This is a genomic window from Legionella rubrilucens (genome assembly GCF_001468125.1).
Classification (GTDB): domain Bacteria; phylum Pseudomonadota; class Gammaproteobacteria; order Legionellales; family Legionellaceae; genus Legionella_C; species Legionella_C rubrilucens.
In genome coordinates, this window is record NZ_LNYT01000007.1 from 567,202 (window position 1) to 582,230 (window position 15,029).

Consider the following 15,029-nt stretch of genomic DNA (forward strand, 5'->3'; position numbering starts at 1 on the left):
GTGTATACTGAAATAAGACGCATATCGATCAAATAAACCGCATGGTGAATAAAAGGATTTTATTAAACTGCTTCATGATTATTGTGCTGCTCCTGCAAGGTGCAATCAATCTTGGCGGTTATTATCAAATCCAGCAATTACTGGATGCCAATAAAACGGTTCTCCATACCCATAAAGTGACTTACTTAGCCAGCGAGTTATGGAACCGAATCCTTGAAATGCAAAACGATCTTCGCGGCTATATTATTACCGCCAACCGCAATAATCTTGTGTCGTTTGAGCGAAACATTCAAACCGCACGCAACCAGATTAAACGGTTGAAATTGCTGGTTCACGATAACCCGCATCAGATAAAACGTCTCGATCAGTTATCAGGACTGCTGGATGAGCGGGTGATTTTCTATCGACAGGTTCTCGCGGCTTACACATTAAAGGGAGAAGAAGCGGCGGAACAACTGATTGCCAGTGATAAAGGGGCGTCGCTATCCACAGAAATCAGGCGTCTCGCCATTAATATTCAAAATGAAGAGTTCATTTTGCTCGACCTGCGCAATCAGGCGCTGACGGATAATTCCGCCTTTACCAAAAAATTCCTCTTGTTTACTTTAATCAGCACCTCGTTGGTTATCGGGCTTTTTTTAGTCATTTTTAATCTGCAATACAGCAAGGCGGTGCTGATTAACCGGCGGCGCAAGCAGGCTGAAAACCAGTTAAAAGGGATCATTGGCGCAACGACCGATGGCATCGCTGCCATTGACGATCAGTTTAACCTCATCATCTTTAATGAAGCTTTTCGTGAATGTTTCAGCAATTTGTTCGGTAAGGCGGTGGATTACGGCCTTAATTTAAAAAATGCGCTGACGGATTCGCCGGAAGAGCAGATTTTTTTGAAAAACCTCGGCGATGCCCTGGCCAGTCCGCGTGCTGAAATCATCCGTAAAATTGGCGCGAGCGGCCTGACTCCAACAATTTATGAAATTACCTACAGTACGACGCGCGATTCAAGCGGGACCGCGACGGGTGTGGCCCTGGTGTCAAGAGATGTTACGGCCCGCTTTGAAATGGAAAAGGCAATGAAGAAAACGAATCTGCAGCTGACCCACTCGATGGCTGAAATTAAACAGCATAACCGGGCGATTTCCTATTTAAACCTGTTAAGCAGCACCCTGCATTCCTGCCTTTCCATTGAAGAAACATTCAGTCCCATCCGCATTTATGCAGAAAAAATTCTTCCGTCTACGGCGGGTCGCCTGTATCTCTCTCACCCTTCGCGCAATTACCTGGACCTTGCCATCGAATGGGGCGAGCTCTGTGTGCATGAGGAGGATGTTATTTCTCCGGAAGCCTGTTGGGCTTTACGCCGCGGGCAGCTGCACCGTTTTCACAGCCGCACCGACAGCGTCATTTGCGAGCATCTGCGTACGTCGCGTGTTATCCCTTCATACCTTTGTGTGCCGCTGCAGGCACAAAATGACAATGTCGGCTTGCTTTATCTTGAATTGAAACACAGTGAAGGCATGAACGAGGATAACTTTAATCATCTGGTGGAAGAACACGAATCACTGATTATTAATTTTTCGGAAGCTATTGCCTCGTCACTGGCCAATATTAAATTACGCGATACGTTAAGGCTTCGCTCCATCCGTGATCCGTTGACGGGATTGTATAATCGTTCTTATCTTGAGGAATCCTTTGCGCGAGAAATTGAACGGGCAAAACGGCATGCCAATCAACTCGCGGTTATCATGATGGATCTTGATCACTTCAAAAAAATCAATGACAGTTATGGCCATGATGCGGGCGATATGGTGCTGGTGGAAGTCACGCGCTACCTGTTGCAGCAAATCAGACAGACAGACATTGCCTGCCGCTACGGCGGCGAAGAATTCTTATTGCTCCTGGTTGATATCGCCAGTCAGCAGGAGGTGCTTGACCGGGTGGAACGATTCCGGCAGCTCATCAGCGACATGTTGTTTAACGTCAACGGCAAAACCCTGAAAGTGACTGCGTCTTTTGGAGTGGCATTTATGTTTGATCATGGCGAAAGTCAGGCGCAGCTCATTGAGGCGGCAGACAAGGCGCTTTACCGCTCCAAAAAAAATGGCCGCAATCAAATCACCGTGGCAAAAGGAACCGGCATGCACGAACAGCCTCAACAGGTAAAACGCGCCCAGAAATAAGCGCATACGCTATACTTAATAGAGTTTCCGCAGGAGTTCGATTATGCATTCCCCCACCGTGGAAGACCGAATCATCCATTTACTCAAATACTCCGGCGCTGGTTTTAAACTGGCGAATGATGAGAATGGCACGTTTTTGAAATCCAAATTATTTGCAGACGAAGACGCTGCCAGAGAAATTCTGGCGGAAATCAACAGCAAGATGCAATTGACGTTCATTGATGTCGAAGCCGACCCGGGCGGGAGCGGCTGGTACATCACCTACAATGCGAGCCCCGTCGTTAAAAATCATTTTGCCAGCGAAGGAATCGCTGAAGAAAGGCAGCCTAAACTTTAAATGGAGAGCAGGCCTAGCCTACCAGAATGTTCAGGATCGACGGCAGAAAAAACCCTGTTGCAAGCCCTGCGACTAATCCAAACAGATGCCCCTCCCAGGATACGCCTTTTTTACCCGGGAAAATACCAAAGAAAATACCGGCAAAATAATAGACCGAGAGAATACCCAGTATCAACGTGGTTAAGGTTCCATGCTGCACAATATCACTGACCAGCAAGGCCCAATAGCCCGTGATCAGCGAACTGGCCCCGACATGAAGTCCAGGCTTCGCAAAACACCAGATCAACAGTCCGCTGATGAGCATGATGAGAAGGCTTACCAGAATAAAATAGGTTAAGCCATTGATTAAAATAAAATTACTCAATACCAGAAGCGGGATGGAATTAAAAAACAGATGATTAAAATTGGCATGCAGAAAAGGGCAAAAGAGAATACCGGGTAAACCGCGCAGATGCCGGGGCAGAATGCCCAATAAAAGCAGGCGTTTACCCAGGAGTTCGTTTACTGCAAAAACCAGCCAGGGAATAGCAACAATGATGCTTAAGGTTTTTAAATTCGCCTGAGTCTGGCTAATGATAAGGTTTAAGCTTTGAGTCAGTTCATTAAGCATGCAGGTGGTTTCTCCTTTTTGCAGCCGAATTGGAAGCGGCGGGCACGACCGTGATCAGACGGTAGGGGACAAAGAGCAGCGGATCAACAAGCGTCTGATTGACTATCATCGACCAGTGAAGATGCGGGCCGGTAGCACGACCGGTTTTCCCTACAGTGCCTATGCTATCGCCCTGATTGAGCCATTGACCTTCCTTCACGGCAATGGCTTTTAAGTGAGCATAGAGAGAATAGACTCCCATCCCGTGATCGACAATGACCGTATTGCCGGTGAAAAAATAGTCTTTAACGGCAACGACTTGTCCTTTGGCAGACGCGGTGATCGGGGTATTTTCCGGTGCGGCGATATCAAGCCCGGAGTGCGGTGCCTGTGGGCTTTTGTTATAAACCCGCTTGAGTCCAAACAAACTGCTGACAGGTCCGTGAACCGGTGCTTTAAACCCTTGTGAAAAAGGATTGGCCGCAGTAAAGCCGGTAAAGAGCGCCGCCATTTCCTGTGCTTCCTTGGTGATTCGGGCCCTGTCTTCCTCGTAAGGATCCACTTTGCGGGGATCGGTGATTTTCAGTTGCTGGGTGGCATAGAATTTTTGGCTGACCTGAAAGGGGATGGTTGAGCGTACGGGATGCGTGATCGTGAGATTTTCCACTGCCCGGGTAGTGTCCAGCGGGATGCCGACGATGAGCAGCCACTGATTGGCATTGGGGCTTGGCAGCACGGGGATTTTTTTATCGTGGTAATAGACCTGCGGCTGCTGTTTGATGTCGATGGGGATGATGGTTAACCCGCCATTGACGGAATGGTTTTCAGGCAGGTAAGCTGCCTCGGCAAACAGCCGGCCTGAGATCATGGCAAGGGCCACGAGACGGGAAAGAAAACGCATTGTCCTTCTCCTTATTCAATGAGTTGAGTGACCTGGCAAATCAAGCTTCCCTGCGACAGCCTGAGCGTCAATTCATCGCCTGAAGAAACATCCCCGGAGCGAAAGACAATCCTCCCCTGATGGGTGGCAATGGCATACCCTCGCTCCAGTGTGGCTAAAGGGCTGACGGCATTCAGTGTGCTCATTTGCAGGGATAGCGTTTGCCGCATGGCGGCCATGCGATGTGCCATGACCTGAAGCAAGCGTTGTTCCAGTTGTCGGCGCGCAATCAAAGCCTGACGGACTCCCGTTTGTGGATTCTGGCCTTTTAGCGTTAAGAGAGCAACCTGCAGACGGTTTTTTAAGGCATACAGGCTGCGTTGCCCATACAATTGCAATCGCTGCTGCAGGTGATCCAGGGTCTGCCAGTAGCGGTAAATCAATTGTTCCGGCGAGCTCAAGGCGGCCAGGCGATGACTCAGTTGCATCTGGTGATGCTGAATGAGTCTGTCTAAGGTCATGACCATACGGGTTGCGGCAAGACCAATGAATTTGAGCAGATCCTGCTGATTGGGCGTGACGCTTTCCGCCGCCGCAGTGGGTGTGGCTGCCCGGAAGTCCGCGACAAAATCAGCAATGGTAAAATCCGTTTCATGGCCAATGCCTGAGACAATGGGGATGGCGCTGTCATGGATGGCGATGGCCAGTTTTTCGTCATTAAATGCCCATAAATCCTCAATGCTGCCGCCGCCGCGTGCAAGAATCATCACCTGGCTTTGGCCATCGGCATTGGCTTTTTTCACCGCATTAATCAACTGGGCCGCGGCGCCTTTACCCTGAACCTCGCAGCAATACACGAGCACCCGGGCAATGGGATAGCGTCTGGCTAATGTCGCGAGAATATCATGCAGGGCTGCACCGCTTGCCGAGGTCACAACGGCAATGGTGTGCGGAAAGGCAGGGATGGCTTTTTTACGGGCCGGATCAAACAGGCCCTGCTGCTGTAATCGGGTTTTCAGCAACTCAAATTGCCGGTAGAGCTCGCCTAATCCATGATCCGTCAGTTCCTGAACAATAAGCTGATAGTCGCCGCGGGCTTCATACAGGCTTAGTTTACCCCGGGCAATGACCTGCTGGCCGTCGCGGAACTGGCGGGCATCGGGCGTATGGTGATTGCGAAAGAAAACACAGCGTAACTGGGCCGCGGCATCTTTCAGGGTAAAATAGTAATGTCCGGACGCGGGTTTGCTGAGGTTGGACAGCTCGCCCACCACCGACACCTCGCCCATGTCAAGTTCAAGCCAGGAACGGATTTGACGGTTAAGCTGGCTGACGGTTAAAGTTGACAAGATTAGACTCAAAATTGATGAAATTATTGCAAAACAGCTTACCAAAAAGTGAGAAAATAGAAAAATAGTTGATGTTATTTAATCTTTGTTTTACTGTAATAAAATTATTATTCCAGGGATTATAGGGATGTTTAATAAGTACTCCATAGCACTCCTTGCACTGGTTACTGCTCTTCAAGCCAACGCACAAACACTCGCCGAAGCGGTGCAGCACAGCATGATTTCCAATCCCGATGTTCTTTTTAATACTGCCAAAGGCCTGTCGGCGCGTCAGGGCATTGACAAGGCAAGGGGCGCTTATTACCCCAGCGTCGATGTAACGGCAGGTTATGGCCGTGAACAAAGCTTAAACCCAACGACAACGGCCATTGACGGCCCGGGTAGACGTACATTAACCCGGCAGGAGTCGTTAGTGGAATTACGCCAGAGTCTGTATGCCGGCGGCGGCATTGTCAACGAGCTTAAGCGAAATAAACACCTCTACGAGGCCCAGAAATTAAAAACCCAGGGCATCGCCGAAGATCTGGCGCTTGATGTGGTCAACCGCTACCTGCTGGTCCTGCTGCATGAAAAGCTTTACGGCTATGCCAAAACCAATCTTCAGACGCACCGTTCTGTCTTCAGACTGATAAGCGACCGCAAGGAAGCCGGCCTTACCCGTGAGGCTGAAGTGGATCAGGCGGTTGCACGCCTGGCTTTGGCTGAGGCCAATTTAATCAGTGCGGAAGCCAACTTAAGGGAAGTGAGGATTAACTTCGCCAAAGTGGTCGGCAGTTGGCCCATGAACCTGCAATGGCCGCGCATCCCTAAAAGCAGTGAGTTACCGAGGACATTGACTCAGGCGATTGAGAAAGGGCTTGATCATCATCCCACGGTCAAATCAACCTATGCCGACATCAAAGAAGCCAAATCGCAATACGAAGTGGCAAGAGCGGCTTATGTCCCTCATTTCGATCTGGTGCTTAGCGCATCCAAAAACCGAAATCTTGACGGATTGATTGGGCCAAATGATGATAAACTGGCCATGGTGCGTATGAATTACAATGTTTTCCGTGGCGGCTCGGACGTGGCCAACGTGAAGTTGACGGCGTATCAGGTCCAGGAAGCCTATGAAGTGAAAAACCGATCGCTCGTGGATTTACGGGAATCGATTCGTTTGTCCTGGAATGCCTGGATTGCTGCCGGCCATCGCTTAAAGCCCCTGCGACGCCATGTTCTTTCCTCCCAGCGAACCCGAGGGGCTTATCAGGAACAATTTAAAGTAGGCAAACGGACGCTGCTTGACCTGCTTGACTCCCAGAATGAGTATTATGAAGCCCAGATTCAATACGCCCGCGGTCAAAACGATGAAATTTATTCCCGTTACCGTATTTTAAACGGCATGGGACGATTACTGCCCTATCTGCACATGCGCTTGCCGGAAAACGTGGTCAACAATGATGTCTTCAGTTCCGCGCAAACCCATGTTCTACTGGATAAAAACATGGATGGTGTGCCGTATCCAGACAATACGGATCGCCCGCTCGCTCTGGCGCATCCTGTTAAAAATATGGAAACCACGCCATTAACCAAAGCCATCGTTATGAAAAATACCGAAGTGCCAACCCCGCCATCGCCCATGGTCTGGTACGTGTCAGCCGGCTTCTTTAAGAACAAGGCCAATGCGGTGGCCCTGGTGAATCGCTTAAATGGCCTTGGCTTTACTGCCTTCTCCAGAACCGTGAATGGGGGGGAATGTGTGTATATTGGCCCTTATGAATATCGAGGTCACGCGGCAAATGGGATGGAAAGGCTGAAGGAAATTGCCCATGTACAGGGAGTGCTGGTCACGTTTAAAAAGAATACTCAGCACGCTTAGGGATGTTATTCCTATCGCTTTGCTTCTCTTATGGCCTCTGTCTGCTGCTGTTATGGCCGGCAGCGACAGCATTCGTCTGGCTTTAACTGACAGTAATCCAAACACAAGCCATGACTCGGCCCAGGTTTTGCGGTTTAAAACCTGGAAAAAATTGATTCGCACTCATCAAAACAGCACGACGCTTGACAAACTCAAAGTCACCAATGATTTTTTTAACCAGTTTCATTTTGAAAAAGATTCAGGTTATCAGGGGGTCACCGATTACTGGAAAACCCCTGAAGAGTTTATTGCCGATGGCAGCGGGGATTGCGAAGATTTTTCCATCGCGAAATATTTTACGCTGTTGGCCCTTGATTTACCCATTAACACCCTGCGCATCACTTACGTGAAATCAGTGACGCTCAATCAGGCTCATATGGTACTGGCTTACTACCCAACGCCGCAATCCGAGCCGCTGGTGCTTGATAATCTCGTTTCCGACATCCTGCCGGCGTCAAAACGACCGGATCTTGTTCCTATTTACAGTTTTAACGGTAAGGGCTTATGGCTCGCCAAACAGCGCGGCCAGGATAAACCGCTGGGAAATGCTTCGCAATTGAGCAAATGGCGGCAAGTAATACAACGCATGAAAAAAGGTGATGCTCCATGACATTAACCAAAAAAATGGCTTTGGGTGTTTTAGGTTTACTCCTCGTTATTTTTATCGGGACCTTCCTAATCACATTCAACAATGAAAGGAATTTCTTTATTCAGCAAATGAACAGCAATGCACAGGATACTGCCACATCACTCGGCCTGTCCCTGTCGCATGGACTTTATACCCGAGACAAGGCATCGGTGCTGTCCATGGTGGAGGCGGTGTTTGATCGGGGTTATTTCGCCATGATTGAAGTCCGCAACATCCGCGGCGAATTGCTGGTAGCCCGGTACGCCACAAAACGAAAACGAAGAGCGCCAGACTGGTTTCATGAATTAATCCAGTGGCCGTCCACCGTGCAATCCGCCACCGTGATGCATGGCTGGAATCAGGTCGGTGAAGTCCTAGTCAGCAGCGACACCGGCTATGCAGTGGATGCGCTGTGGTTAAATACCATGGATTTATCCATCTGGTACGGTGTGTTCATGGCCTTGGCACTCCTGATTGTCTACTGGTTTATCCGCTGGCTGCTCACGCCGTTAAAGCGTTTAACCCGACAGGCGGAGGCGATAGGGGAGAAAGAGTTCCCCATAGAAACCACCATTCCCGGGACCAGGGAATTAAAAAAAGTGACTCTTGCCATGAACCAGATGGTGACGCGCATTAAGAAAATTTTTAATGATCAGTTGCAGCAGATGGAAACGCTGCGGCATCAGTCGTTTCAGGATTCTCTGACCGGTCTCGGCAACCGCCGCTATTTTCTGCAGCAGCTCTCCGCGCTGCTCAATCACGACGAAGAATTTTCCCCGGGTTTTGTGATTCTGGTGGTTATCGATGGATTGGATAAATTGAATCATGATGCCGGCTATCAGCAGGGGGATAATGTCGTCAAACTCGTAGCTAAAGCCTGCAGAGGATTCTGGAAAGAGACAGCATCAACCCTCCTTGCCCGTATCGGCGGCAGCAGTTTTGCTATTCTGGTCAAAGAAAATGACGCGGCGCATTTTGTCAGCCAGTGCGACAGTTTCAATCAATCGCTGCAAAAGCTCTTAACACCGGAATTCGGTTGCCGTCTGGTCCTGGCGGCGACATCCTACCAATTGCATCAGACGCCGCGCACGCTGCTTTCGGAGGTGGACAGCGTGTTAATGACCGCCAGAGAAGCGGTGGATGGGCTGGCTTACAGCGACAATTTACCGACTCATAACCCAGCCAATATTGCCAAAGACGATCTGTTGCAGGCGATAAGCAACCGCCAACTGGTGCTTTTTGGACAGGCAGTAACCAATGGCGAAAGGATGCTGCATCAGGAAATTTTTGTGCGCATGGCCTTGGGCGAGGATTTAATCAGCGCCGGTTATTTCATGCCCTTAGCCATTCGCAATGGACTGGCGCCCCAGATTGATCACTTTGTATTGGAGGAGGTGATCAACAAAGGCCTGCTCAATACGCATGACATTGCATTAAATATCACCGAATCCACCGTCGTGGATGAGGAACTGCGCAAGCAATACCTGAAACAGTTAGCACAGATTCCATCGCACCTGCTTGAGAAATTAAACATTGAATTCAACGAACTGATTGTGCTTAATCATTTTAGCCAGGTCATGGTGCTGGTTAAAAGCCTGCAGAAACTGGGTGTGCAAATCGGGGTCGATCAGGTGGGGATTCATTTTTCGCCCATGCACTACCTGAATCAGTTGCCGTTGAATTACCTTAAATTGCATGGCAGCCTGATTCAGGATATTCAGGAAAACCAGAACAAGCAGTTTTTTATTCATTATTTCAATGAAATGGCCAATACCCTCGATATTCGTGTGATAGCCACCCAAATCGAGTCTGACAAGCAATGGCTGACATTAAAAAGCCTGAATCTGCACTGGGGACAGGGACAATATTTAGGCTCGGTTCATCCGATGACCGGTAAGAAAGCAGAACTTGACTAATAAATGACCAAATGGCCTGTGGATAGACTATATTAATAAAGTAACTGCTGCTTTTTAAGGTTTATCACACATGGCTGTACAGACTGCATCCGGAGTGGTTCAGGGACTCGAAGGCATTCTGATTAAAAATTCTGGTAATGGACACAATGAGATGGTCAGGCTGGGTACCCCGCTTCATGACGGGGATACCTTGGTTCTGCTAAGCGGTAACGCTTACATTCATCTCCTCACGGAGGATTTTCCCACCGCTTTGTCGCTGAACCAGCCGCTGCACATTGACGGCATTTCCCCTTTGCTCAAACCTTCGACCCCCGAATCGTTAATTGGCGATATCATTGATGAAGCGTTGGCGAAAGGGATTGATCCGACCTTTATTCTTGAGGCATTGGCAGAGACTGCTGCAGGCCAGGAGCTTCTGGGTGAAGGGGGAAATTTCTTTATTCTTGATCCCATGTACGGTTTAGGCGCCGTGACTGCCGGTTACCCCACCATTGGCGTCAGCTTTGACAGCCAGGGCAGGGAAGATTACGTCACCCTGTTTGATGCGGACAGTTTATTAAGCGAGGTGGGGGTACCTGGATTACCGCCAGGCGGTGAATTACCGCCTCCCTTCGAAGTGGATGCCAATCCGGTCGTGGTTGATGAAACGGCCGGCTTACAGACCGTCGTGCAGGGCTGGCAGTCCAATACGCCAAGCAGCGCGATAAGCGAGGTACGCCTGGATGCCGCTGATGGGCACTCAGCCGTCTGGAATGCGCAAACCAATACCCTGACTGCTGCAGACGGTACCTGGGCCATCATCGTGCATCCTCCGGCTGGAGGTGTGGGCATTACCCTTGAGTTCAAGCAGCTTATGCCGGTACAACATGCCAATCCCCAGGATCCCAATGATTTTATTACCGTTCCGGTCATCATGACCGCCACCCGCGAAGGGGATGGCGCCCGCGCCAGTAGCGATTTCACAGTGACCATTTTTGATGATGGTCCGCGGATTGTGGGTACCGGCGAACAGGAAATCTTAAGGCTCAATGTCGATGAAAGTTTCATCCCGACGCAGGGCGCGGTGGATACGGCCGATTTTGCTTTCGCTTTTGCCAATCATTTTGATTTTGGCATGGACAATACCGCGGCTCATCCTGGCCATCTTGTTTATTCACTGGATCTTCTAAGCAACCAGATCGGTTCAGGCCTGTACACCATTGACACGACTGCAGCAACGGGCAAAGGCACTGAAATTCAACTGGTGGATGATCAGGGGGTCATTCGCGGCATGGCCAATGGATTGGAATATTTCACGATTAATGTTGATGCTGCCACGGGCGTTGTAACATTCACACAACATATATCCGTCTGGCATGGCGATGCGTTCGATGCCAATGATTTATCCAGTTTAATCACGGAACAGGTCAACGATTTGTTTATCAGAGCCACCGCCATTGATGGCGACGGCGATTCGGTCAGCGACATCATCGGCCTCGGTAATGGTATTTTTTCCATTAATGACGATGGTCCTGCCATTACCATTGATGCCGTGCTGGAAGCACCGCGATTGAACGTCGATGAAACCCAGCTTGCGGTATCCGCCTCGGCTTCTGCGGATTACAGTCCGATTTTTGATATTCATCCGGGCGAGGATGGCTTAGGCCAGGTGAATTATTCTTTGGATGTCAATGCTGCTGCCGGCACGGGCTCCGGGCTGTATTCGGTGGATTCGTCCCAACCGGATGGCAGGGGTCAGGAAATTCGTTTGGAACAGTTGAATGCCACTACCGTTGAAGGCAAGCTCAACAATGAGGTTTATTTCACCATTGCCATCGACAGTCAGAGCGGCGTGGTCACGTTCACGCAGCACATCAATGTCTGGCATGCCGATACCCAAAATCCTGATGATGTTTCGACCCTTCATGCCGCCTTGGGCACTCTGGCTGTAGTGGCCACCGTCACGGATGCCGATGGCGATCAGGCGCAAAACAGCGTCGATGTCAGCCAGGGATTTTTCGCCATTGATGACGATGGTCCTCGCTTAACCCATCAGACGGATACTGCACAGGTGGTTAATGAGGATGCCTTGCCCAATGGCAATGCCGATCCGGTGCAAACCCACACAATAACCGGCTCCCTGGACAGCCTGGTGGATTTTGGTGCCGATCATTCGGGCGGGTTTGAGTTGAGAACGGATTTTGCTGCGGTGCTTGACGCGATGGGATTAACCTCCCAGGGTGAGCCTCTCAGTTATGTGTCTCTTCTGAATGGTACGACAGCAAGCGTTGTTGCGCAGAATCAAGGCGGCGCGGTTATTTTTGATTTTACTCTGGATCAGGCGACAGGCAGCTACACGTTTACTCTGTCTGGGCCGCTGGATCATCCCTCTCCGCCAATCGCCACCGATGATGACACCCAATCCTTAGCCATTAACTTGGGCGCGGTGATCAATGCCGTGGACGGTGATGGCGACACCGTGTCTCTGGATGGCCGTTTTGGCGTCAATGTGCAGGACGATTTGCCCATTGCCGTCAATGACTGCGCCCCGGTTACAGAACCGGTTGCCAATCTGAACATTTACTACGTGGTGGATGTTTCAGGCAGCATGGGCGATCGCATCATCACCGATGACGGTCCGACAACGCGACTGGCTCTGGCCCGCGAAGCCCTGATTAATTTGACCAATCAATACGCGGATTACAACGGGGCGGTCATTATTACCATCGTGCCCTTCGCGTCAGGTAGCGGCAACACAGGCGCTTTTGCCACTGAAAAGTTTGATATTTTAAACGGCGAACTTAACGAGGCCCTGGACTTTATCAGCGGTCTTGAAGTCAGTGAAAATCCCATACCGGGCTCAGGCACGGAATACAATGACGCGCTGAATATCACGCGTGGTCTGCTGGAATCCGACATTGCGGTGACATCCCCCATCGCTGATTACCAGCATGTGGTGTATTTCCTCTCTGACGGTGTCCCGAATCCCGTCACGGCCGGTGCGCCGGCAAGCTGGCAGACGTTCGTCGACACCAACGACATTAACGTGATTCCGGTCGGCATTGGCCAGTTTAATCCAGGACCTCTCGCGGCCGTGGGTAACAGCGGGGATGAAATTATTCAGGTGCTTGACCCGACTGATCTGGACGCGACACTGCAGCAGCAATTAAACAATGCCGTTAACGGCAATGTGCTGCAAAATGATGCCTTTGGCGGCGATGGCCCCCATGATCATCGCATTGTATCCATTACTGTCGACAATCAGACCTATCGTTTTGATGATCCTGGTGTCGTCAATGATGAGTTGACGGTGTTTGACGCGCTCGGCGGGGAATTAACCTTTAATTTTGCCACAGGCGACTACACCTACATTGCCGCCAACGTCAATCAGGATGAACAAATCCAGATAGGCTATACCATTCAGGATGCCGATGGCGACCAGGACAATGCGTTGTTAACCATTAAAATTGACAATGTCGAGCCGCCCGAAATCACCCTGCTCAGTAAAACCATCGAATTTACCCGCACGGAACAGGGGCAGCAGCCTTATGGTGATGCGGAAGTGGCAGAGTATTTATTACTGCAGGCTTTAGGCCGTGAAGGGCAGGTGGTCAGCGTGCCAGTCAATGGTGTGGATTTAACCAACACCTTCATTGAAATACCCACCCCGGTTCAAGTCAAATTCGTTTCCGAAGGCGCAGGCCATCAGAACATGGTGGGGTATTACCTCTACGATGCTGCCGGAAACATCATAGCCAATTCTGCGGGTCTCATCTGGCTTGATGCGTCTGCCGTGGTAACTTCCGGTGTTGGCGGTACGGATTTAATTGAAAATACCTTCAATGCCTTTGGTTTAAACCAATCGGACACGTTCAATATCCCAACGATTCCGGCCGGGCAGGGCATTGGGTTTTTCCTGATTGAGGACGGGGCTGATCTGGATAGAAACGGTGTGAACAATGTCAATGCCGTGACCATTAAAAATTTAGTCACAAGCCAGGGCATCACGTCCATCGAGAACTTGAACAACCTCGTTTCCATTGACAATGGGCGGGTGAAAGTGGGCAATACTGAACTCATTGGTAATGTCTATTTCAGTCACGACAAAAGCTTAAACACCGATGCCGCGTCATTTCCTGCAGGGCATGCCTTAAGCGGCGTGACGTTTGATCAGCAGGATCCGGCGCTTCTCGCCTACAGCGGTTTGCTCATTGTCGGTTTTGAAGATTTACAAAATGGCGGCGACAGGGATTACAACGACATCATTTTCAGTGTCGATCTCGGAGCCAATATTCAAAACCTGACCACCGGCAGCGCCGCCATTGTGGACTCAGTCAGCGATCCAGACAGCCAGTTTTTAACCAAGGCTGTGGTCAGCAGCAGCGACTTTATTGCCGGCGATGCCATTAATCTCGTCTCTACCGCAGACGTTGTTTTTAACATGGGGCTGGGGCAGGTCACCATTAACCATGGCGGAGAGAATTACGTGCTGCAATTTCAGGATTTCGGCACAGGGAATAATTATGCCTACGTCTTTACTGCCTTAAATCCAAGCCAGCTCGTCCCGGTTGGCGCTTATGAACTCATGCTCAAAACCTTAACCTTTACGCCGGTAGCCAGTGAAGCCAGCGAAGGGGTGGTCAGGCATGTGCAGGTGTCAGTGATCGATGATACCGGTTTGGTGGATACTTCGGTCACGCAGTTTGGTGTGCAGATCAATGACACGCTGCCTATCAATCTCATTGATTTTAACGCCCAGGGTCATTTTGATTTTGGCGCCGGCAATGACGTGGTATTGATTCCCGACAACATGGATGGTTTAGGCAAGGTCAATGGTAATCAGGGGATAGATACTGTGCAGTTGAATCAGAACGGCATGAATTTAACCGCTCAGGAAATCACGGCTCATTTTGATTCGGGCTGGGAAAAGGTGGATATGACCGGCCATGGCCAAAATACCTTGAGCTTGACACTGGATTCCGTGCTGGCGCTGTCATCTGGCAGTGAACTTAATCTGGAGTTGAATAATGGGACTCAGGTTTCTGTTCTGCAAATCAAGGCCGATGGCGGGATGGCGGGGGATACGATCAACCTGCACAGCGCAGATGTTGAGGATGTCTCCAATTTATTGACTGCTCCTGCTCCGGGAGAGCAGTTATTCAAACTGACCAATGCAGCGGCTACGCAGGAAGCCTACGTTCATATTGTAAGTCCAACGCAGGAATTGCCGCAGGTGAATGTGACGGAAGGTGGATAATAGCGCGGGAATCGCGC

At 50.1% G+C, this 15,029-nt stretch carries 9 protein-coding genes; 6 read left to right on the forward strand and 3 right to left on the reverse strand.

The features are described from left to right. Window positions 1–41: 41 nt before the first annotated feature. A complete protein-coding gene (locus Lrub_RS06130) occupies window positions 42–2,180 on the forward strand; it encodes a diguanylate cyclase (protein ID WP_082651453.1) in 2,139 nt (712 codons plus the stop codon). Between the two features lie 43 nt (window positions 2,181–2,223). After that, window positions 2,224–2,517 (forward strand): hypothetical protein, encoded by a 294-nt coding sequence (locus tag Lrub_RS06135; RefSeq protein WP_058531288.1) that lies wholly within the window; start codon window positions 2,224–2,226, stop codon window positions 2,515–2,517. 13 nt (window positions 2,518–2,530) lie between these two features. On the opposite strand, the gene Lrub_RS06140 is transcribed toward Lrub_RS06135, so the two are convergent. The 3 genes from Lrub_RS06140 to xseA are packed head-to-tail and all read right to left on the reverse strand — an operon-like array spanning window position 2,531 to window position 5,347. Beyond that, a complete protein-coding gene (locus tag Lrub_RS06140; protein WP_058531289.1) occupies window positions 2,531–3,127 on the reverse strand; it encodes a rhomboid family intramembrane serine protease in 597 nt (198 codons plus the stop codon). Next, window positions 3,120–4,007: a M23 family metallopeptidase gene (locus Lrub_RS06145; protein ID WP_058531290.1), complete on the reverse strand. Its 888-nt coding sequence runs from the start codon at window positions 4,005–4,007 to the stop codon at window positions 3,120–3,122. The genes Lrub_RS06140 and Lrub_RS06145 overlap by 8 nt, the downstream gene beginning before the upstream one ends. Window positions 4,008–4,018: 11 nt before the next feature. After that, entirely contained in the window at window positions 4,019–5,347 is a 1,329-nt protein-coding gene (gene xseA / locus Lrub_RS06150; protein WP_058531291.1) for an exodeoxyribonuclease VII large subunit, read from the reverse strand. 115 nt (window positions 5,348–5,462) lie between these two features. On the opposite strand from xseA, the gene Lrub_RS06155 reads away from it, so the two are divergent. The 4 genes from Lrub_RS06155 to Lrub_RS06170 all read left to right on the forward strand — a co-directional run bounded on the left by Lrub_RS06155 (window position 5,463) and on the right by Lrub_RS06170 (window position 15,012). After that, window positions 5,463–7,193, forward strand: coding sequence for a TolC family outer membrane protein (locus tag Lrub_RS06155; protein ID WP_058531292.1), 1,731 nt, complete (start codon window positions 5,463–5,465; stop codon window positions 7,191–7,193). Then, window positions 7,144–7,842 (forward strand): transglutaminase-like cysteine peptidase, encoded by a 699-nt coding sequence (locus Lrub_RS06160; RefSeq protein ID WP_202813745.1) that lies wholly within the window; start codon window positions 7,144–7,146, stop codon window positions 7,840–7,842. The genes Lrub_RS06155 and Lrub_RS06160 overlap by 50 nt, the downstream gene beginning before the upstream one ends. Continuing rightward, a complete protein-coding gene (locus tag Lrub_RS06165; RefSeq protein WP_058531294.1) occupies window positions 7,839–9,776 on the forward strand; it encodes an EAL domain-containing protein in 1,938 nt (645 codons plus the stop codon). The genes Lrub_RS06160 and Lrub_RS06165 overlap by 4 nt, the downstream gene beginning before the upstream one ends. A gap of 70 nt (window positions 9,777–9,846) precedes the next feature. Next, window positions 9,847–15,012, forward strand: a complete 5,166-nt coding sequence (locus tag Lrub_RS06170) for a DUF5801 repeats-in-toxin domain-containing protein (RefSeq protein WP_058531295.1) — start codon at window positions 9,847–9,849, stop codon at window positions 15,010–15,012. Window positions 15,013–15,029: the final 17 nt, after the last annotated feature.

Excerpts from the sequence above, each read along its gene's own strand:
- Lrub_RS06130 (WP_082651453.1), top strand. The coding sequence starts at position 42 with ATGGTGAATAAAAGGATTTTATTAAACTGCTTCATGATTATTGTGCTG.
- Lrub_RS06135 (WP_058531288.1), top strand. The coding sequence starts at position 2,224 with ATGCATTCCCCCACCGTGGAAGACCGAATCATCCATTTACTCAAATAC.
- Lrub_RS06140 (WP_058531289.1), bottom strand. The coding sequence starts at position 3,127 with ATGCTTAATGAACTGACTCAAAGCTTAAACCTTATCATTAGCCAGACT.
- Lrub_RS06145 (WP_058531290.1), bottom strand. The coding sequence starts at position 4,007 with ATGCGTTTTCTTTCCCGTCTCGTGGCCCTTGCCATGATCTCAGGCCGG.
- Lrub_RS06155 (WP_058531292.1), top strand. The coding sequence starts at position 5,463 with ATGTTTAATAAGTACTCCATAGCACTCCTTGCACTGGTTACTGCTCTT.
- Lrub_RS06160 (WP_202813745.1), top strand. The coding sequence starts at position 7,144 with ATGTACAGGGAGTGCTGGTCACGTTTAAAAAGAATACTCAGCACGCTT.
- Lrub_RS06165 (WP_058531294.1), top strand. The coding sequence starts at position 7,839 with ATGACATTAACCAAAAAAATGGCTTTGGGTGTTTTAGGTTTACTCCTC.
- Lrub_RS06170 (WP_058531295.1), top strand. The coding sequence starts at position 9,847 with ATGGCTGTACAGACTGCATCCGGAGTGGTTCAGGGACTCGAAGGCATT.